Annotated in this window: 20 protein-coding genes; 10 read left to right on the forward strand and 10 right to left on the reverse strand. The window is 73.4% G+C overall.

Going from position 1 to position 18,855, the window contains the following annotated elements; all coding sequences use genetic code 11:
- Positions 1-242: 242 nt before the first annotated feature.
- The 7 genes from OG335_RS40175 (at position 243) to OG335_RS40205 (ending at position 6,736) form a co-directional block, all read left to right on the forward strand.
- Positions 243-1,418, forward strand: a complete 1,176-nt coding sequence (locus tag OG335_RS40175) for a tyrosinase family protein (RefSeq protein WP_405008945.1) — start codon at positions 243-245, stop codon at positions 1,416-1,418.
- Positions 1,419-1,606: 188 nt separating this feature from the next.
- The gene (locus tag OG335_RS40180; protein WP_405008946.1) at positions 1,607-1,825 is read left to right on the forward strand and encodes a hypothetical protein; all 219 of its coding nucleotides are present in this window, start codon (positions 1,607-1,609) and stop codon (positions 1,823-1,825) included.
- Positions 1,826-2,229: 404 nt separating this feature from the next.
- A complete protein-coding gene (locus OG335_RS40185) occupies positions 2,230-2,568 on the forward strand; it encodes an RNA polymerase-binding protein RbpA (RefSeq protein WP_405008947.1) in 339 nt (112 codons plus the stop codon).
- Between the two features lie 855 nt (positions 2,569-3,423).
- The gene (locus OG335_RS40190; protein ID WP_405008948.1) at positions 3,424-3,843 is read left to right on the forward strand and encodes a hypothetical protein; all 420 of its coding nucleotides are present in this window, start codon (positions 3,424-3,426) and stop codon (positions 3,841-3,843) included.
- A gap of 421 nt (positions 3,844-4,264) precedes the next feature.
- The gene (locus OG335_RS40195) at positions 4,265-4,555 is read left to right on the forward strand and encodes a hypothetical protein (RefSeq protein WP_405008951.1); all 291 of its coding nucleotides are present in this window, start codon (positions 4,265-4,267) and stop codon (positions 4,553-4,555) included.
- Positions 4,556-4,939: 384 nt separating this feature from the next.
- Positions 4,940-5,815 (forward strand): NAD(P)H-binding protein, encoded by an 876-nt coding sequence (locus tag OG335_RS40200; RefSeq protein WP_405008949.1) that lies wholly within the window; start codon positions 4,940-4,942, stop codon positions 5,813-5,815.
- Positions 5,816-6,022: 207 nt separating this feature from the next.
- Positions 6,023-6,736: a TetR/AcrR family transcriptional regulator gene (locus OG335_RS40205; RefSeq protein WP_405008950.1), complete on the forward strand. Its 714-nt coding sequence runs from the start codon at positions 6,023-6,025 to the stop codon at positions 6,734-6,736.
- Between the two features lie 433 nt (positions 6,737-7,169).
- Here OG335_RS40205 and OG335_RS40210 read toward each other — a convergent pair whose 3' ends face one another.
- The 8 genes from OG335_RS40210 to OG335_RS40245 form a co-directional block, all read right to left on the reverse strand.
- Positions 7,170-7,883, reverse strand: a complete 714-nt coding sequence (locus OG335_RS40210; RefSeq protein ID WP_405008950.1) for a TetR/AcrR family transcriptional regulator — start codon at positions 7,881-7,883, stop codon at positions 7,170-7,172.
- Between the two features lie 207 nt (positions 7,884-8,090).
- Positions 8,091-8,966, reverse strand: coding sequence for an NAD(P)H-binding protein (locus OG335_RS40215; RefSeq protein WP_405008949.1), 876 nt, complete (start codon positions 8,964-8,966; stop codon positions 8,091-8,093).
- Positions 8,967-9,350: 384 nt separating this feature from the next.
- Complete coding sequence (locus OG335_RS40220; protein ID WP_405008951.1) at positions 9,351-9,641, reverse strand: hypothetical protein; 291 nt, start codon at positions 9,639-9,641, stop codon at positions 9,351-9,353.
- 421 nt (positions 9,642-10,062) lie between these two features.
- Positions 10,063-10,482, reverse strand: coding sequence for a hypothetical protein (locus tag OG335_RS40225; protein WP_405008948.1), 420 nt, complete (start codon positions 10,480-10,482; stop codon positions 10,063-10,065).
- 856 nt (positions 10,483-11,338) lie between these two features.
- Complete coding sequence (locus OG335_RS40230) at positions 11,339-11,677, reverse strand: RNA polymerase-binding protein RbpA (RefSeq protein WP_405008947.1); 339 nt, start codon at positions 11,675-11,677, stop codon at positions 11,339-11,341.
- A gap of 402 nt (positions 11,678-12,079) precedes the next feature.
- The gene (locus OG335_RS40235) at positions 12,080-12,298 is read right to left on the reverse strand and encodes a hypothetical protein (RefSeq protein WP_405008946.1); all 219 of its coding nucleotides are present in this window, start codon (positions 12,296-12,298) and stop codon (positions 12,080-12,082) included.
- 186 nt (positions 12,299-12,484) lie between these two features.
- Positions 12,485-13,660 (reverse strand): tyrosinase family protein, encoded by a 1,176-nt coding sequence (locus OG335_RS40240; protein ID WP_405008945.1) that lies wholly within the window; start codon positions 13,658-13,660, stop codon positions 12,485-12,487.
- A gap of 267 nt (positions 13,661-13,927) precedes the next feature.
- Complete coding sequence (locus OG335_RS40245; protein WP_405008944.1) at positions 13,928-14,542, reverse strand: TetR/AcrR family transcriptional regulator; 615 nt, start codon at positions 14,540-14,542, stop codon at positions 13,928-13,930.
- Between the two features lie 107 nt (positions 14,543-14,649).
- Here OG335_RS40245 and OG335_RS40250 point away from each other — a divergent pair, with 107 nt between their 5' ends.
- Positions 14,650-15,384, forward strand: coding sequence for an SDR family oxidoreductase (locus tag OG335_RS40250; RefSeq protein WP_405008952.1), 735 nt, complete (start codon positions 14,650-14,652; stop codon positions 15,382-15,384).
- A 97-nt stretch (positions 15,385-15,481) separates the two neighbouring features.
- Here OG335_RS40250 and OG335_RS40255 read toward each other — a convergent pair whose 3' ends face one another.
- Together OG335_RS40255 and OG335_RS40260 are read right to left on the reverse strand one after the other, a co-directional pair.
- Positions 15,482-15,853 carry a ClpX C4-type zinc finger protein gene (locus tag OG335_RS40255; protein ID WP_405008943.1) on the reverse strand — a complete coding sequence of 124 codons (372 nt, stop codon included), beginning with the start codon at positions 15,851-15,853 and terminating at the stop codon, positions 15,482-15,484.
- 98 nt (positions 15,854-15,951) lie between these two features.
- On the reverse strand, positions 15,952-17,220 hold the full coding sequence (locus tag OG335_RS40260) for a trans-sulfuration enzyme family protein (protein ID WP_405008942.1): 1,269 nt from the start codon (positions 17,218-17,220) through the stop codon (positions 15,952-15,954).
- Positions 17,221-17,405: 185 nt separating this feature from the next.
- On the opposite strand from OG335_RS40260, the gene OG335_RS40265 reads away from it, so the two are divergent.
- Both OG335_RS40265 and OG335_RS40270 read left to right on the forward strand, forming a co-directional pair.
- Positions 17,406-17,648 carry a hypothetical protein gene (locus OG335_RS40265; RefSeq protein WP_405008941.1) on the forward strand — a complete coding sequence of 81 codons (243 nt, stop codon included), beginning with the start codon at positions 17,406-17,408 and terminating at the stop codon, positions 17,646-17,648.
- Positions 17,649-17,928: 280 nt separating this feature from the next.
- The gene (locus OG335_RS40270; protein WP_405008940.1) at positions 17,929-18,828 is read left to right on the forward strand and encodes a lytic polysaccharide monooxygenase; all 900 of its coding nucleotides are present in this window, start codon (positions 17,929-17,931) and stop codon (positions 18,826-18,828) included.
- Positions 18,829-18,855 lie beyond the last annotated feature (27 nt).

The following is an 18,855-nucleotide window of genomic DNA, read 5'->3' on the forward strand; positions in this document are numbered from 1 at the left end:
CTCCGCGGCCCCGGATTCCGGTACCGGAGGAGGGCCCGCCCGCGCGGCCCCGGTTGCGGTCGCGGCCCCGGCCCCGGCCCCGGTCGCTGTCGCTGTCGCTGTCGCGCGGAGGGTACCGGCGCCGCGGGTCGGACGCCAACGGTGGTTCCCGTGTTGCCCGGTGAGCCGTCCGGGTCGACCCTGAAGCGGGGGTTCGGAGCCCGCACGCGCGGCGCGCGTACGGCAGGACAGCAGGAGCGGCCATGACTCTCGTCCGCAGGAACCAGGCCATGCTGAGTCGCAAGGAGAAAGCCCAATACGTCCAGGCCGTGCTGAAGCTCAAGGAAACGGGCGTCTACGACAACTACATCACCGAGCACGCGGCGATCACCTACTACGGCCACGGCGGTCCGAGCTTCCTCCCCTGGCACAGGGAGTTCCTGCGGAGGTTCGAACTGGACCTGCAGAGCGTCAACCCCGGTGTCACCCTGCCCTACTGGGACTGGACGGTCGACAGGACCGAGAAGGCGTCGATCTGGGACGACGTCTTCATGGGCGGCAACGGGCGTCCGAGCGACGGAATGGTGACGACCGGGCGGTTCTCCGGGACGGAGGGCAACTGGAAGTGTCTCAGGATCGGCGTCGAACCCGATTACCTCACAAGGGAGTTCGGCGTTCAGAGCGATCACCTGCCGACCGGGGACGACGTCGACGAGTGCCTCCAGGTCCTCCCGTACGACGAACCGCCGTGGGACGCGAGGAGCAGGGCGAGCTTCCGCAACTTCCTCGAGGGCGGGATCGGGCCGAACATCCACAACCGGGTGCACCTGTGGGTCGGCGGACAGATGATCCCGCTGAGCTCGCCGAACGACCCGGTGTTCTTCCTGCACCACGCCAACACCGACCGCCTGTGGGCCCAGTGGCAGACCGATCAGCGGGCGCCGTACGAGCCGCAGGAAGGTGCCGAGCAGGGGCAGAACGCGGGCGACCCCATGATTCCCTGGGGCGGCGACACCACCATCGACAGCGTCCTGAACCACCGCGACCTCGACTACATGTACGACAGTGAAGATCCTCTCGCCGAAGGCGACCGCATGCTCCCGGGCGATGTCCTCTATCCCGGCGGCTCGCTGGAGTACCGGGACGGCAAACTCCTCCTGTACACCTTCGAGTACACGCCCGAGGGGGCCCTGGTACTGACCGACATCCGCAACAACCGGGAGATGTGGACCACCGGCCCGCTCCCCGGCATCCCCGGCCTGCTCAGGATGCAGCCGGAGGGCGACCTCGTCGTGTTCGACGGTGACGGCGTCACCAGGAGGTGGAGTTCGCAGACCGCGGGCAACCCCGGCAGCCGCTTCTACGTCACCTACCGCGGTACGGCGGCCATCTACGCCCCGGACCCCGATCGGGAGACCTGGTGGGAGCCGAAGGGCTGACCCGGCACAGGGCGGACGAAGGGGGGAGGCCCGGCCCCTGCCGCGTTCGGGGATCGTGGGGCGCGCGCTCTGTGGTGCGAATTCTGCCGTCGTTGTCCCCGATCGGGCCGGGCCGTGCGGCGGCAGGTGTGTGATCGCGCTCTGTAACCTGGTCGAGAGTGCGGGCCCCGGGGTGCAAGACTGGGATCATGACCCTCGACCGTCGCAGCCTCGGGCTGCCTGTTTTCTCCGAGCCCGCTGCCGAGCCGCCCCTCCCCGCGCAGAGCGGCGGCCGTCGGCCGTTGCCGGTGGAACAGGGCGCCGCCTTCCGTGAGCCGCCCGGTGAGGACGTGGTCGCGCCTGCCGCGGTCCGCCGCCCTCTCGCCGTCGACGACCTGACCTTCTCGGACCCGGACCGGCCGATCTGACCGGCGGTGGGTGGCCGGCCGTCCGGCAGGTCACCCATGTGTCATCCGGTGCGTACCCCGGCAGGGTCCGGGCCGGCGGGGCACCGTCCCGGGACGGACGCTGCGCCGGTGGCCGGTGGCCGGTGGCCGGTACCGATGACCGGTACCTGGCCGGTACTGATGAGCAGCAGGACCCGGCCGGGCCCGGCGGCCGGAGGGACGGCACCCCGCCGGGCCGCGGCGGCCTCGGCAGCAGCCCCGATCCGGGCCTCCGCGGCGCCGCGAACAGCCGGAGTCTGAGCCGCCGCCGACGGGCCGAGTACCTGCGCGGGGACCGCGGACTGTGTGTGCACCCGCGAGTGGCCTTACGCTTGGCGTCCCCATGCACATCCGAGGCGTGGACATCGTGGCCTAGGAGAGCGAACGTGGCACAGGGACGTAGCGGTATCAGGGGTGCCCGAATCGGGTCGGGGCCGATGGGCGAGCCCGAGCGTGGTGACCTCGCTCCTCGCACACTGGCGTCGTTCTGGTGCGGCAACGGCCACCACACGCAGCTGAGCTTCGCGGTCGAGGCCGTGGTCCCGGAGACGTGGGACTGCCCCCGGTGCGGGTTGCCTGCCGGCCCCGACCCGGACAACGTGCCCGTCGCCTCGGGCAACGCCCCCTACATGACGCACCTGGGCTACGTCCGGCAGCGCCGGACCCAGGAGGACGGCGAGATCCTGCTCAACGAGGCACTGGCCAAGCTGCGCGGGACGATCTGACCGTCCGGGACGGTGCCGGCCGGCTGTCCGGTCGCGCGGGAGCAGGCCCGGACCCGTCCGGAGCGTGCACGCTCCGACCGGGCCGGCCCCGGCCCGGTCGCTCCGCTGCCGGGGTTCACCGCAGGGTGAGCGGCGGCTCTGATGCGAGCCGGGTCGGCTTCTCGGGGTCGCGGACGCAGGAGAGGCCGGCGATGCGGGCATCTCGTACGCGACGGTGAAGAGCAGGTTGCGGCGGGCGACGAAGGTGCCGGTCGCCGGGTCGGTGCCGAGGTCGGTCATGCCCTCCCGGCTCTTCTCCTTCGCGGTCGGCGCGGGCAGCCGTCGGTGAACGCGCCTGCGGGAAAAGGTCTCTGACGGTGCGGCAGGCTGCGGCCCGCCGGTGCGGTCGGGGACGTCCGACAGCCGTCCGGACCGGAACGGACGTCTCGTCAGGCCGTCGGCCGGACGTTCGCCGGTGCCCCGTCGGCACCGCGCGTCACCGACGTCACCTTCGTGTCGGGCCGTCGAGCACGGCCACGCCGAGCGCGGCCGGCCGCCGGGCGACCGGGCGCCGGCCCCGCGGGTGCGGGGACGGGCCGGGCGCCCCGCCGCACGCCAGGACCGGCCGGTCGTGCCGGGTGGGGAGGGTGCGGCGCGGAAGAGGCCTCTTGTCGACACGCGGCTGTCATGGTTTGATCACGACGGTTCTTGTGGGAGGCCGCCGGCGGTGGGCGCCGCACCGACGTGTGCGGGCACCGTGCGGACGGCGGGGTCGTGTCGGGGGTGATGGGCCTGTTCGCGGATGCTGATCCGGTCGGGGGAGTCGACGAGCCGACTCCGGCGGAGCTTCGGGACCTTCAGGCGCGTACGGACGCGTTGGCGCAGGACGTCGCCGTGATGCGGGAGCGGTTGAGGCAGCAGTCGGGCCTGCCCCGCGCCGTGCGGGGATCCCTGCCGGGCGTGGACGACGCCCTCGTGCAGGCGTCCCGGCGGATCGGGGCCGCGGCCGAGAGGCTGGCGCGGGTCCGCGCGGCCCAGTGGCCGGGTTCGTGCACGGCGTGGTGGGGGCTCTGTCCGAGCTGCGGATCGACGCTGAGCGCGGAGGACGGCTGCTCCTGGTGCGAGGAGTGCGGCGCCGGATGGGGCTACGACCGGTCGCAGGGGCCGTGCGGGGAACCGGGCGTCTTCCTGGCGATGGACGCGCAGGGCGGGACGGTCGTCGTGTGCGGCGGTCACGGCCGGTACATGCAGGAGCGCCTCGACGGCGGGCTGCTGCTGGAGATCCCCACGGTGTAGAGCTGCTGTCCCGACGGCACCCGATCGAGGACTCGTGCCGTCCCGGCTTCGGTCGGAGCGGGCTGGATCCGGCGCGGCCTCCACCCTGCTGGTGCCGAGGGTGGAGCAGGCGGTGCCGCGCCCGCACGTGCTGATGATCCGACCGGGACCGCGGCGGGAGCCGACGCTTTCGGCGCTGTGACCCCGCAGGGTGATGGTTGATGTGCGATCTGTGCCCGGGTGCGTACGGGGCGCTACCGTCTCCTTGCAGGAGGTGGCGTTCGATGGCGGAACCGCAGGTCTGTCCAGGGTGCAGTGGGCGGCGTGGCACGGAGAGGACCCGGCGCACGGTGGAGACCGACGGCCAGGGCGACCGGGTGGCGCGTGAGCACCGGTTCCGGTCGCCGTGCGGCCGGTGCGGCGGGGCGGGGGTGGTGTACGGATGAGGGCCGTGTTCCTGTGCCAGGAGTGCGCCACGCACTACCTGCCGCCGGAGGGTCTGGAGTACGGCGACGGTCCGGCGAGCCCGGTGTGGTGCTCGGTCTGCCAGGCGCGTGCGGCCGCGCTCGGCATTCCGGAACCGGCGCTCGCGCGGATGCTGGCGCTCCGCGCCGCCGAACAGCAGGCACGCCCCGCGGCCGACGAGCCGCGGCGCCCGGACGTGCGGCCGTCGCGTCCGGCCCGCACCCGTCGAGCGGGGACCGGTCCGGGCACCCGGAGCCGACTCGGCTGATCCGCCGGGCATGAGGACGCCCCGCACTCCTCCGGGAGGGCGGGGCGGTCTCGCATCCCGACCTCGGGCCCCGCTCGCGGTGGCCGCCGCACCTGTGCCCGTCGTGCGTGGAGTGCCTCGCGGCTGCCCCGGCGGTCGGGCCGCCGGTTGCTGTCCGCAGGCTGCTGTCGGCGGGGCGGGTGAAGGCGGTGATGAGGCCGCTCACGGCCGCGTCCGTCGATGCGGACTGCACGGATCCTCCGTTGTTTCCGGTGATAGCGGCGAACGGCTAGCGATTTGCGGAATCGACGGAAACGTTCAATGATTATCACTGGAAACGGGGTTGCGGTGAGGCCTGTCCGGCGCGGCGCGCCCCCGTCCGGCACTGCACCACAGGAGGCTTCCGTGATTGTCGTTACCGCTCCCACCGGCCGGATCGGCCACCAGGTCATCGATGCGCTGCTCGCCGACGGTCAGCCGCTCCGGGTGATCGCCCGTGACGCCGCCCGACTGGCTCCGCAGACGCGTGAGCGGGTGGAGGTGGTGCAGGGCTCGCACAGCGACCCCGAGGTGCTCGCCGAGGCGTTCAAGGGCGCCGACAGCGTCCTGTGGCTGGTGCCGCCCAACCCCCGCGCCGACGAGATCCATGACCACTACCTCGGCTTCACCCGCGCCGCCTGCGACGCCTTCAAGGCCCAGGGCGTCGAGCGCGTCGTCGGCATCACGAGCCTGGGCCGCGCCTACGGCAAGCACGCCGGTCTGCTGTCGCCCGCGTTCGCGATGGACGACATGATCGAGAGCGCCGGGGTGAACTACCGGGCTCTGGCCATGCCGTTCTTCATGGAGAACCTCTTCGGTCAGGTCGGGGCGATCGAGGCGCAGGGGATGTTCTTCCTGGCGAACTCCGCGGACCGTCCGCTGGCGATCGTCGCCACCCGGGACATCGCCGCAGTCGCCGCCGACCTGCTCTCCGACGGCTCCTGGACCGGGCAGGCCACCGTCCCGGTCGTCGGGGACGTGTTGTCCCCCGAGGCCATGGCGCAGGTCCTGTCCGAGGTGCTGGAGCGGCCGGTCCGCTTCCGGCAGGTCGGCGCGCAGGCGTACAAGGCCACGATGGCGCAGTACGGCCTGAGCGACGCCTGGGCGCAGGGCCTGGTCGACATGGCCGCCGCGCAGAACGACGGCATCTACGACGCGGAGCAGAGTGCGCTGGAATCGCCCGCCCCCACCGACTTCCGCCGGTGGTGTCAGGACGTGCTCAAGCCCGCCTTCCCGGCCTGAGCCGTCCCCCGCACCGGTCTGCGAGCATCGATGGGGGCAAGGGTTCGGGCGTGCGTGCCCGGCGGTGAGCCGCTCCGCCGGGCGGGCTGCGATCCGCGGTGGACGGGGTCGGCGTCCCGGCCCGGGCGGTGGCTCCCGGTGCTGCTCCGGTGGGCCGGTCCGAGGCGGGTGTTCAGTCGGAATCGAGAATCTGTTACCATCGGAAACGTGGAGACCGAGAAGCCTGCCGGCATCGACAAGCACCGAGAGCGGGTCATCGCCGCCGCGGCGAAGCTCCTCGCCGAGGGCGGCCGAGAGGCCGTCTCCACACGCGCCGTCAGCGCGGCGGCCGGCACTCAGGCCCCCACCATCTACCGCCTCTTCGGGGACAAGCAGGGACTGCTCGACGCCGTGGCCGCTCACGGGTGGGCCCGGCACCTGGAGGAGGAGGCCGCCATCCGGCCGACGGGTGACCCCGTCGAGGATCTGCGGACCGGCTGGGAACTGAACATCGCCTTCGCGCTCGCCAACCCCGCCCTGTACTGCCTCATGTACGGCGAACCCCGTCCGGGCGGGGCCGCCTCGCCCGCCGCAGCTGCCGCCTTCGCCCACCTCTCCTCGTACATCCGCAGCGTCGCCCAGGCGGGCCGCCTGAGCGTCGGCGAAGAGCGCGCAGCCCGACTCGTCCAGGCCGCCGGCAGCGGAACCGCGCTCGCACTGATCGCCACGGCCGGTGACCGGCGTGACCTCACCCTCTCCGACCTCGCCCGCGAGGCGGTCATCGCGGCCATCACCACCGGCCCGTCCACTGGGAGTTCGCCCGGCCCGGCCGGCGCCGCGGTCACCCTTCGGTCCGTCCTCCCGCAGACCTCCGCCCTGACCACCAACGAGCGCGGGCTCCTGGAGGACTGGCTCGACCGCATCGCCGGCGAGCGGCCGTAGCGGCTCTCACCCGGCTGCCGCCCGACCTCGTGACCCCGCGACCCCGGCATCCCCGGCCCCCGGAATCCCCGGGGACCGCGCGGGTGCCGGAGGCAGGATGCGGACGACGCGCTGACCGGCCGTGGGAACCGGCGCCGACTGCCCTGACCCGCGCGGCAGTCACGTGGAGCGATCAGGGCGGCGAGGCTCGCGGGGACGAGGCCGGCGGCCGTCCTCGAGGACGGCCGCCGGCCTCGTCCCCGCGAGCCTCGCCGCCCCTGATCGCTCCACGTGACTGCCGCGCGGGTCAGGGCAGTCGGCGCCGGTTCCCACGGCCGGTCAGCGCGTCGTCCGCATCCTGCCTCCGGCACCCGCGCGGTCCCCGGGGATTCCGGGGGCCGGGGATGCCGGGGTCGCGGGGTCACGAGGTCGGGCGGCAGCCGGGTGAGAGCCGCTACGGCCGCTCGCCGGCGATGCGGTCGAGCCAGTCCTCCAGGAGCCCGCGCTCGTTGGTGGTCAGGGCGGAGGTCTGCGGGAGGACGGACCGAAGGGTGACCGCGGCGCCGGCCGGGCCGGGCGAACTCCCAGTGGACGGGCCGGTGGTGATGGCCGCGATGACCGCCTCGCGGGCGAGGTCGGAGAGGGTGAGGTCACGCCGGTCACCGGCCGTGGCGATCAGTGCGAGCGCGGTTCCGCTGCCGGCGGCCTGGACGAGTCGGGCTGCGCGCTCTTCGCCGACGCTCAGGCGGCCCGCCTGGGCGACGCTGCGGATGTACGAGGAGAGGTGGGCGAAGGCGGCAGCTGCGGCGGGCGAGGCGGCCCCGCCCGGACGGGGTTCGCCGTACATGAGGCAGTACAGGGCGGGGTTGGCGAGCGCGAAGGCGATGTTCAGTTCCCAGCCGGTCCGCAGATCCTCGACGGGGTCACCCGTCGGCCGGATGGCGGCCTCCTCCTCCAGGTGCCGGGCCCACCCGTGAGCGGCCACGGCGTCGAGCAGTCCCTGCTTGTCCCCGAAGAGGCGGTAGATGGTGGGGGCCTGAGTGCCGGCCGCCGCGCTGACGGCGCGTGTGGAGACGGCCTCTCGGCCGCCCTCGGCGAGGAGCTTCGCCGCGGCGGCGATGACCCGCTCTCGGTGCTTGTCGATGCCGGCAGGCTTCTCGGTCTCCACGTTTCCGATGGTAACAGATTCTCGATTCCGACTGAACACCCGCCTCGGACCGGCCCACCGGAGCAGCACCGGGAGCCACCGCCCGGGCCGGGACGCCGACCCCGTCCACCGCGGATCGCAGCCCGCCCGGCGGAGCGGCTCACCGCCGGGCACGCACGCCCGAACCCTTGCCCCCATCGATGCTCGCAGACCGGTGCGGGGGACGGCTCAGGCCGGGAAGGCGGGCTTGAGCACGTCCTGACACCACCGGCGGAAGTCGGTGGGGGCGGGCGATTCCAGCGCACTCTGCTCCGCGTCGTAGATGCCGTCGTTCTGCGCGGCGGCCATGTCGACCAGGCCCTGCGCCCAGGCGTCGCTCAGGCCGTACTGCGCCATCGTGGCCTTGTACGCCTGCGCGCCGACCTGCCGGAAGCGGACCGGCCGCTCCAGCACCTCGGACAGGACCTGCGCCATGGCCTCGGGGGACAACACGTCCCCGACGACCGGGACGGTGGCCTGCCCGGTCCAGGAGCCGTCGGAGAGCAGGTCGGCGGCGACTGCGGCGATGTCCCGGGTGGCGACGATCGCCAGCGGACGGTCCGCGGAGTTCGCCAGGAAGAACATCCCCTGCGCCTCGATCGCCCCGACCTGACCGAAGAGGTTCTCCATGAAGAACGGCATGGCCAGAGCCCGGTAGTTCACCCCGGCGCTCTCGATCATGTCGTCCATCGCGAACGCGGGCGACAGCAGACCGGCGTGCTTGCCGTAGGCGCGGCCCAGGCTCGTGATGCCGACGACGCGCTCGACGCCCTGGGCCTTGAAGGCGTCGCAGGCGGCGCGGGTGAAGCCGAGGTAGTGGTCATGGATCTCGTCGGCGCGGGGGTTGGGCGGCACCAGCCACAGGACGCTGTCGGCGCCCTTGAACGCCTCGGCGAGCACCTCGGGGTCGCTGTGCGAGCCCTGCACCACCTCCACCCGCTCACGCGTCTGCGGAGCCAGTCGGGCGGCGTCACGGGCGATCACCCGGAGCGGCTGACCGTCGGCGAGCAGCGCATCGATGACCTGGTGGCCGATCCGGCCGGTGGGAGCGGTAACGACAATCACGGAAGCCTCCTGTGGTGCAGTGCCGGACGGGGGCGCGCCGCGCCGGACAGGCCTCACCGCAACCCCGTTTCCAGTGATAATCATTGAACGTTTCCGTCGATTCCGCAAATCGCTAGCCGTTCGCCGCTATCACCGGAAACAACGGAGGATCCGTGCAGTCCGCATCGACGGACGCGGCCGTGAGCGGCCTCATCACCGCCTTCACCCGCCCCGCCGACAGCAGCCTGCGGACAGCAACCGGCGGCCCGACCGCCGGGGCAGCCGCGAGGCACTCCACGCACGACGGGCACAGGTGCGGCGGCCACCGCGAGCGGGGCCCGAGGTCGGGATGCGAGACCGCCCCGCCCTCCCGGAGGAGTGCGGGGCGTCCTCATGCCCGGCGGATCAGCCGAGTCGGCTCCGGGTGCCCGGACCGGTCCCCGCTCGACGGGTGCGGGCCGGACGCGACGGCCGCACGTCCGGGCGCCGCGGCTCGTCGGCCGCGGGGCGTGCCTGCTGTTCGGCGGCGCGGAGCGCCAGCATCCGCGCGAGCGCCGGTTCCGGAATGCCGAGCGCGGCCGCACGCGCCTGGCAGACCGAGCACCACACCGGGCTCGCCGGACCGTCGCCGTACTCCAGACCCTCCGGCGGCAGGTAGTGCGTGGCGCACTCCTGGCACAGGAACACGGCCCTCATCCGTACACCACCCCCGCCCCGCCGCACCGGCCGCACGGCGACCGGAACCGGTGCTCACGCGCCACCCGGTCGCCCTGGCCGTCGGTCTCCACCGTGCGCCGGGTCCTCTCCGTGCCACGCCGCCCACTGCACCCTGGACAGACCTGCGGTTCCGCCATCGAACGCCACCTCCTGCAAGGAGACGGTAGCGCCCCGTACGCACCCGGGCACAGATCGCACATCAACCATCACCCTGCGGGGTCACAGCGCCGAAAGCGTCGGCTCCCGCCGCGGTCCCGGTCGGATCATCAGCACGTGCGGGCGCGGCACCGCCTGCTCCACCCTCGGCACCAGCAGGGTGGAGGCCGCGCCGGATCCAGCCCGCTCCGACCGAAGCCGGGACGGCACGAGTCCTCGATCGGGTGCCGTCGGGACAGCAGCTCTACACCGTGGGGATCTCCAGCAGCAGCCCGCCGTCGAGGCGCTCCTGCATGTACCGGCCGTGACCGCCGCACACGACGACCGTCCCGCCCTGCGCGTCCATCGCCAGGAAGACGCCCGGTTCCCCGCACGGCCCCTGCGACCGGTCGTAGCCCCATCCGGCGCCGCACTCCTCGCACCAGGAGCAGCCGTCCTCCGCGCTCAGCGTCGATCCGCAGCTCGGACAGAGCCCCCACCACGCCGTGCACGAACCCGGCCACTGGGCCGCGCGGACCCGCGCCAGCCTCTCGGCCGCGGCCCCGATCCGCCGGGACGCCTGCACGAGGGCGTCGTCCACGCCCGGCAGGGATCCCCGCACGGCGCGGGGCAGGCCCGACTGCTGCCTCAACCGCTCCCGCATCACGGCGACGTCCTGCGCCAACGCGTCCGTACGCGCCTGAAGGTCCCGAAGCTCCGCCGGAGTCGGCTCGTCGACTCCCCCGACCGGATCAGCATCCGCGAACAGGCCCATCACCCCCGACACGACCCCGCCGTCCGCACGGTGCCCGCACACGTCGGTGCGGCGCCCACCGCCGGCGGCCTCCCACAAGAACCGTCGTGATCAAACCATGACAGCCGCGTGTCGACAAGAGGCCTCTTCCGCGCCGCACCCTCCCCCACCCGGCACGACCGGCCGGTCCTGGCGTGCGGCGGGGCGCCCGGCCCGTCCCCGCACCCGCGGGGCCGGCGCCCGGTCGCCCGGCGGCCGGCCGCGCTCGGCGTGGCCGTGCTCGACGGCCCGACACGAAGGTGACGTCGGTGACGCGCGGTGCCGACGGGGCACCGGCGAACGTCCGGCCGACGGCCTGACGAGACGTCCGTTCCGGTCCGGACGGCTGTCGGACGTCCCCGACCGCACCGGCGGGCCGCAGCCTGCCGCACCGTCAGAGACCTTTTCCCGCAGGCGCGTTCACCGACGGCTGCCCGCGCCGACCGCGAAGGAGAAGAGCCGGGAGGGCATGACCGACCTCGGCACCGACCCGGCGACCGGCACCTTCGTCGCCCGCCGCAACCTGCTCTTCACCGTCGCGTACGAGATGCCCGCATCGCCGGCCTCTCCTGCGTCCGCGACCCCGAGAAGCCGACCCGGCTCGCATCAGAGCCGCCGCTCACCCTGCGGTGAACCCCGGCAGCGGAGCGACCGGGCCGGGGCCGGCCCGGTCGGAGCGTGCACGCTCCGGACGGGTCCGGGCCTGCTCCCGCGCGACCGGACAGCCGGCCGGCACCGTCCCGGACGGTCAGATCGTCCCGCGCAGCTTGGCCAGTGCCTCGTTGAGCAGGATCTCGCCGTCCTCCTGGGTCCGGCGCTGCCGGACGTAGCCCAGGTGCGTCATGTAGGGGGCGTTGCCCGAGGCGACGGGCACGTTGTCCGGGTCGGGGCCGGCAGGCAACCCGCACCGGGGGCAGTCCCACGTCTCCGGGACCACGGCCTCGACCGCGAAGCTCAGCTGCGTGTGGTGGCCGTTGCCGCACCAGAACGACGCCAGTGTGCGAGGAGCGAGGTCACCACGCTCGGGCTCGCCCATCGGCCCCGACCCGATTCGGGCACCCCTGATACCGCTACGTCCCTGTGCCACGTTCGCTCTCCTAGGCCACGATGTCCACGCCTCGGATGTGCATGGGGACGCCAAGCGTAAGGCCACTCGCGGGTGCACACAGTCCGCGGTCCCCGCGCAGGTACTCGGCCCGTCGGCGGCGGCTCAGACTCCGGCTGTTCGCGGCGCCGCGGAGGCCCGGATCGGGGCTGCTGCCGAGGCCGCCGCGGCCCGGCGGGGTGCCGTCCCTCCGGCCGCCGGGCCCGGCCGGGTCCTGCTGCTCATCAGTACCGGCCAGGTACCGGTCATCGGTACCGGCCACCGGCCACCGGCCACCGGCGCAGCGTCCGTCCCGGGACGGTGCCCCGCCGGCCCGGACCCTGCCGGGGTACGCACCGGATGACACATGGGTGACCTGCCGGACGGCCGGCCACCCACCGCCGGTCAGATCGGCCGGTCCGGGTCCGAGAAGGTCAGGTCGTCGACGGCGAGAGGGCGGCGGACCGCGGCAGGCGCGACCACGTCCTCACCGGGCGGCTCACGGAAGGCGGCGCCCTGTTCCACCGGCAACGGCCGACGGCCGCCGCTCTGCGCGGGGAGGGGCGGCTCGGCAGCGGGCTCGGAGAAAACAGGCAGCCCGAGGCTGCGACGGTCGAGGGTCATGATCCCAGTCTTGCACCCCGGGGCCCGCACTCTCGACCAGGTTACAGAGCGCGATCACACACCTGCCGCCGCACGGCCCGGCCCGATCGGGGACAACGACGGCAGAATTCGCACCACAGAGCGCGCGCCCCACGATCCCCGAACGCGGCAGGGGCCGGGCCTCCCCCTCGTCCGCCCTGTGCCGGGTCAGCCCTTCGGCTCCCACCAGGTCTCCCGATCGGGGTCCGGGGCGTAGATGGCCGCCGTACCGCGGTAGGTGACGTAGAAGCGGCTGCCGGGGTTGCCCGCGGTCTGCGAACTCCACCTCCTGGTGACGCCGTCACCGTCGAACACGACGAGGTCGCCCTCCGGCTGCATCCTGAGCAGGCCGGGGATGCCGGGGAGCGGGCCGGTGGTCCACATCTCCCGGTTGTTGCGGATGTCGGTCAGTACCAGGGCCCCCTCGGGCGTGTACTCGAAGGTGTACAGGAGGAGTTTGCCGTCCCGGTACTCCAGCGAGCCGCCGGGATAGAGGACATCGCCCGGGAGCATGCGGTCGCCTTCGGCGAGAGGATCTTCACTGTCGTACATGTAGTCGAGGTCGCGGTGGTTCAGGACGCTGTCGATGGTGGTGTCGCCGCCCCAGGGAATCATGGGGTCGCCCGCGTTCTGCCCCTGCTCGGCACCTTCCTGCGGCTCGTACGGCGCCCGCTGATCGGTCTGCCACTGGGCCCACAGGCGGTCGGTGTTGGCGTGGTGCAGGAAGAACACCGGGTCGTTCGGCGAGCTCAGCGGGATCATCTGTCCGCCGACCCACAGGTGCACCCGGTTGTGGATGTTCGGCCCGATCCCGCCCTCGAGGAAGTTGCGGAAGCTCGCCCTGCTCCTCGCGTCCCACGGCGGTTCGTCGTACGGGAGGACCTGGAGGCACTCGTCGACGTCGTCCCCGGTCGGCAGGTGATCGCTCTGAACGCCGAACTCCCTTGTGAGGTAATCGGGTTCGACGCCGATCCTGAGACACTTCCAGTTGCCCTCCGTCCCGGAGAACCGCCCGGTCGTCACCATTCCGTCGCTCGGACGCCCGTTGCCGCCCATGAAGACGTCGTCCCAGATCGACGCCTTCTCGGTCCTGTCGACCGTCCAGTCCCAGTAGGGCAGGGTGACACCGGGGTTGACGCTCTGCAGGTCCAGTTCGAACCTCCGCAGGAACTCCCTGTGCCAGGGGAGGAAGCTCGGACCGCCGTGGCCGTAGTAGGTGATCGCCGCGTGCTCGGTGATGTAGTTGTCGTAGACGCCCGTTTCCTTGAGCTTCAGCACGGCCTGGACGTATTGGGCTTTCTCCTTGCGACTCAGCATGGCCTGGTTCCTGCGGACGAGAGTCATGGCCGCTCCTGCTGTCCTGCCGTACGCGCGCCGCGCGTGCGGGCTCCGAACCCCCGCTTCAGGGTCGACCCGGACGGCTCACCGGGCAACACGGGAACCACCGTTGGCGTCCGACCCGCGGCGCCGGTACCCTCCGCGCGACAGCGACAGCGACAGCGACCGGGGCCGGGGCCGGGGCCGCGACCGCAACCGGGGCCGCGCGGGCGGGCCCTCCTCCGGTACCGGAATCCGGGGCCGCGGAGGGAACCGCCCGCCGCCGCAAGCGGGTCAGGCCCTGATGCCGCGTACGAGGTTGTCGACCAGGCTGTCGGCGAACGCCCGGGTGAGCGGCAGGTTGGGCATCAGCAGGCGGTGGTAGCAGGCGCCCCAGAGCTGGTCGACGAGGACCTCGGGGTCGATGCCGGCGCGCAGTTCGCCGCGTGACCGGGCCTGCCCGATCGCCTCCACCGCGAGCGCGCGGCGCGGGCCGGAGTAGCGTTCCAGCAGGGCGGCGGACAGGTCGGGGTCGGTCTGCGCCTGGCCGATGAGTTCGGCGATCACCCGCCCGGCAGGGGTCTCGGTGACGACGTGGACGAACGCCCGGAGCTGTGCCCGCAGGTCCGCCTCGATGTCGCCGCTGTCGGGGAAGGTCAGCGCGGACTCGACGGCGTGGAAGTAGCCGTCGAGCGCGAGCGCGCCCTTCGACGGCCACCACTTGTAGATCGTGGTCCTGCTGACGCCTGCCGTGTCGGCCACGGCCTCGATGGTGAACTGGGCCATGCCCCTGTCGAGCAGCAGGGCTCCGGCCGCGTCGAGGGCGTCGGCCCGTACCTCCGCCGCGGGGCGCCGGCCGCGGCCGCGCCGGACCTTCGGTGCCTCGTCCTGCTCCGGGCGCTCCGGCATGCGTTGACCTCCCGTGTCGACCCGCCGGGTCCACGATGACATATGGACGCAGCGTTCACAACGTGATTATATGGACGTGGCGTTCATAAGAGAGAGAAGGCATCACCATGTCCGACACCGCACGCGTTGCCCTGGTCACCGGCGCCTCCGGCGGCATCGGCCGCGCCGTCGCCCGACGCCTCGCCGCCGACGGCATGGCGGTCGGCGTCCACTACGCCGGCAACAGGACCGCCGCCGAGGAGACCGTCGCCGCCATCGGGGCGACGGACGGCCGGGCGATCGCCGTGACCGGCGACGTCGCCGACGAGGCCGCGATGGCCGAGGCCTTCGACGCGGTCGGCGCCGCCTTCGGCGGGATCGACGTCGTGGTCCACACCGCCGGCGCCATGGTCCTCGGACCGGTCGCCGACTTCGACCTGGACGCGCTCGACCGACTGCACCGCACCAACATCCGCGGCACGTTCGTGGTCACCCAGCAGGCGGCCCGCCGTGTCCGGGGCGGCGGCGCCATCGTCACGTTCTCCACCTCGGTCACCCGGCTGGCACCCCCCGGCTACGCCGCCTACGCCGCCAGCAAGGGCGCCGTCGAGGCCATGACCCTGGTGCTGGCCCGCGAGATGCGCGGCCGCGACATCACCGTCAACGCGGTCGCGCCCGGCCCCACCGCCACTCCGCTCTTCCTCGACGGCAAGGACCGGGAGACCCTCGACCGCCTGGCCGCGCAGCCCCCGCTGGAGCGCATCGCCACGCCGGAGGACATCGCCGAGACCGTCGCGTTCCTCGCCGGCCCGGGCCGATGGGTCAACGGACAGGTCATCTTCGCCAACGGCGGCATCGCCTGAGCGGCGACGCAGCCTCCGCGCGACACCGGGCGCCCCCCACGCCGCCGCCCCGGGGCGACCGCCACGAACCCGCCCTGCCGCACGCCCGCGCCGGGGGTCACTCCTCGCCGGAGAACCGCCCCCAGGCCGACTGGCGGGTGATGCCGAGCGCCTCGCCGATCCTCGCCCAGGTCACACCGCGCCGACGGAGCTCCTGGACCCACCCCCGCAGGTCCGCCTCCACCTGGTCCGCGACCGCAGCGACGCGCGGGAGCCGGTCGAGCACCTGCTCGTCGGTCATCTCGCTGCGCAGCGGGAGCCGGAGGTCGACCGGCTTCCCGAGGTACTCCGCCACGATCGAGCCGGCCAGATCGACGCACTTGTTGCAGATGTACACCCCGGGCCCGGTGACCAGCTTGTCGACCTCGGCCTCGGACGCGCCGCAGAACGAGCATCGCAGGCCGTCGTGCTCGGCCGTGGCAGCAGACATGCCGCACCCCTCCTGTCAGGCGTTCCCTGACAGGAGGCTGGCGCCGTCAGGGCCACCCTGACAACCGTGCGGCGGCGCGTCCGCCCGCGCCGGGTCCGTCAGGCGCGGCCGGCCTGCGGCGGCGCGGCGAGCGCGCCGAGCGCGCCGGCGAAGTCGGCGATGAGGTCGTCCGGGTTCTCCAGGCCCACCGCGATCCGGATCGCGCCGGGTGCGATGCCCGCCGCAGCGAGTTCCTCCTCCCCCAGCTGGCGGTGGCTGGTCGACGCCACGTGGGACACGCCGGTGGTCGTGCCGCCGAGGGAGGTGACGATGTCGCACAGCCGCAGGCTGTCGCAGAGCCGTTGCGCGGTCTCCGCGCCGCCGTACGGGGTGACGGTGACGATGCCGCCGAACCGGCCGGGTTCGAACAGGGCGACGGCGCGGTCGTGGTCGGGGTGGCCCGGGAGTCCGGGGAAGTCGACCGCCGCGACGGCCGGATGCCCGTGCAGGGCGGCGGCCAGCAGCGCGGCGGTGCGGTTCTGCCGCTCGACGCGCAGCGGCAGCGTCTGCAGTCCTCGCAGGAGCAGGAACGCCTCGTCCGGGGCCAGGGTGCCGCCGAGTTCGGTCCGCAGGGCCCGGACGGGCTCCAGGTGGCGGCGGTCGCCGACGACCACTCCCCCCGTGGCGTCGCTGTGCCCGCCGATGTACTTGGTGGCGGAGTGGAGCACGAGGTCGGCACCCAGGGCGAGCGGTCGGCAGACGGACGGCGTGGCGAAGGTCGAGTCGACGACGAGCAGCGCGCCGCCCCGGTGCGCGGCCTCGGCGAAGCCGGGGATGTCCGCCACACGCAGGGTCGGGTTCGAGATCGTCTCGCACCACACCAGGCGGGTGGTGGCGGACATCGCGGCGGCCGCCTCTCCCGGCGAGTCGACCAGGGACACCCCGATGCCCCAGCGCGGCAGCAGCCGGGTGAGCACGTGGTGCGTGCCGCCGTACAGGCTGCGCTGCGCGACGACATGGTCGCCCGCGGAGAGGAAGGCGAGCAGCGTGGTCGTGATCGCGGCCATCCCCGAGGAGAACGGCTGCCCGGCCTCCGCGCCCTCCAGCGCGGCGACGGCCGCGGCGAAGGTGTCGCTGGTCGGGTTGTCGATCCGGCTGTAGACGTAGCCGAGGGTGTGGTCCGCCATGACGGCGGCGAACTCCGCGGACGACTCGAACGTGAAGGTCGCCGCCCGGTGCACGGGCGGCACGGCCGGACGGCCCGCGCCCCGCCCCACGGCCGGAGCCGGGACCGCGGGCGGGGCGGGAGGGCGGACGGCCACGGTCCGGTGCCGGTCCGCGGCGGGGGTCGCACGGTCGACGGGCGGGGCTGGTTCGGCCAGGGACATCGGTGGATCCTCCGGAGCGGTCTCGGGCACCGCACAGGTGTCCCCGACGATCCTCCGCCGTCCCACCCGTGCCGCGACAGCACCGAAAGCGCAGGCTGTCGTCCAATTCCTGCCACCGGCCCACGGCCGACACGGTGCGCCACGGCTCGCGCATGGGGGTGCCCCGCCGCGGGCATCATCCTGCGGTGAGCACCAACGGGTGGTTCTTCCTGGCGATGTCCGTGATGCTGATCTGGATCCCGGCCGCGATGCACCTGACCGTGCGCTGCCTGGACGGCAGGACCAAGGCGGTCGTCGCCCTGCGGGCCGCGGTCGTCGTGCCCGTCCTGTGCGGCCTGGCCCTGGGCCTGTGGGGCCTGGCCTCCCTCGTGCCGGTCAGCCGCTGCGACCACGATCCGGGTCCGGCGTGCGAAATCCACACCCCCTGAGCTCCGGCCACCGGCCGCCGGCCGCTGCCCACGGCTGCCGGCTGCCGACCTGTGCACGCCCGCGCAGGAACCGCACAGGAACCGCGCCCTCGACCGCGGGCCGGTGGCCTCCGGCCGGACAAGCCGTCAGAACCGTTGGACACCAGACCCCTTGTCAATTGGTATAGGCCAATCTAAGCTCCCTTCCGGTCACGGCGTGTCGGGTCCACGCCGTGCCGCCCGCCGCTCCCCGGGCTTGCGCCGTCCCCCACAACCGACCCGATCTCTCCCGAGGAGAACCATGTCCTGGACCCGCAGACTCCTGGCCGTCGGCGCGCTGACGGCCGGCGTCGTGGTCACGGCCGCCGGCAGCGCCGGCGCCCACGGTTCGCTCTACGGCCCCACCAGCCGGATCGCCGCCTGCTACGCCGAGGGACCGGAGCACCCCCAGTCCCAGGTGTGCAAGGACCTCGTCGCGATGAGCGGCACCCAGCCGCTCTACGACTGGAACGAGGTCAACATCGCGGACGCCAACGGCCGCAGCCGGCAGATCATCCCGGACGGCAAGCTGTGCTCGGCCAACCGCGACAAGTACAAGGCGCTCGACATGGCCCGCACGGACTGGCCGGCCACCACCGTCAAGGCGGGCGTCACCACCTTCAACTTCCGCGTCACCGCCCCCCACCAGGGCGTCATGACGCTCTACGTCACCAACAGCGGTTACAACCCCACCCAGCCGCTCAAGTGGTCCGACCTCGACCTCGCCCACCCCGTGGCGGAGTACGCCACCGGCCGGACCGCCACCAACGGCTACTACACCTTCAGCGGCACCCTGCCCAGCCGCACCGGGCGCCAACTGGTGTACCAGGTGTGGCAGCGGACCGACAGCCCGGAGGCGTTCTACGGCTGCGCCGACGTCGACTTCGGCGGCACCGCCGGTGCCGCCGCCCTCGCGGCGGCCGCCCCGGGCAACCCGACCGAGCAGCAGCTCGCCGCCGACGCCGGCCGGTCCACGGCCCGCCACGACCACGGCGTGACCGCCGCCGGAGCGCAGGCCGCCGCCCCCGCGTCGGCCTCCTTCACCACCGCCTCGGCCTCCTCCACCGCCATGCTGGGCGTGGTGGGCATCGCGCTGGTGTCGGCGGGCGCATCCGGCGTCCTCCTGTACCGCCGCATGCGGACCGCCGCCGTGCCCGCGTAGCCCGCACCGTCTCGGCCGGGGCCCGTC

The sequence above is a fragment of the Kitasatospora sp. NBC_01539 genome (assembly GCF_045040525.1).
GTDB lineage: Bacteria > Actinomycetota > Actinomycetes > Streptomycetales > Streptomycetaceae > Kitasatospora.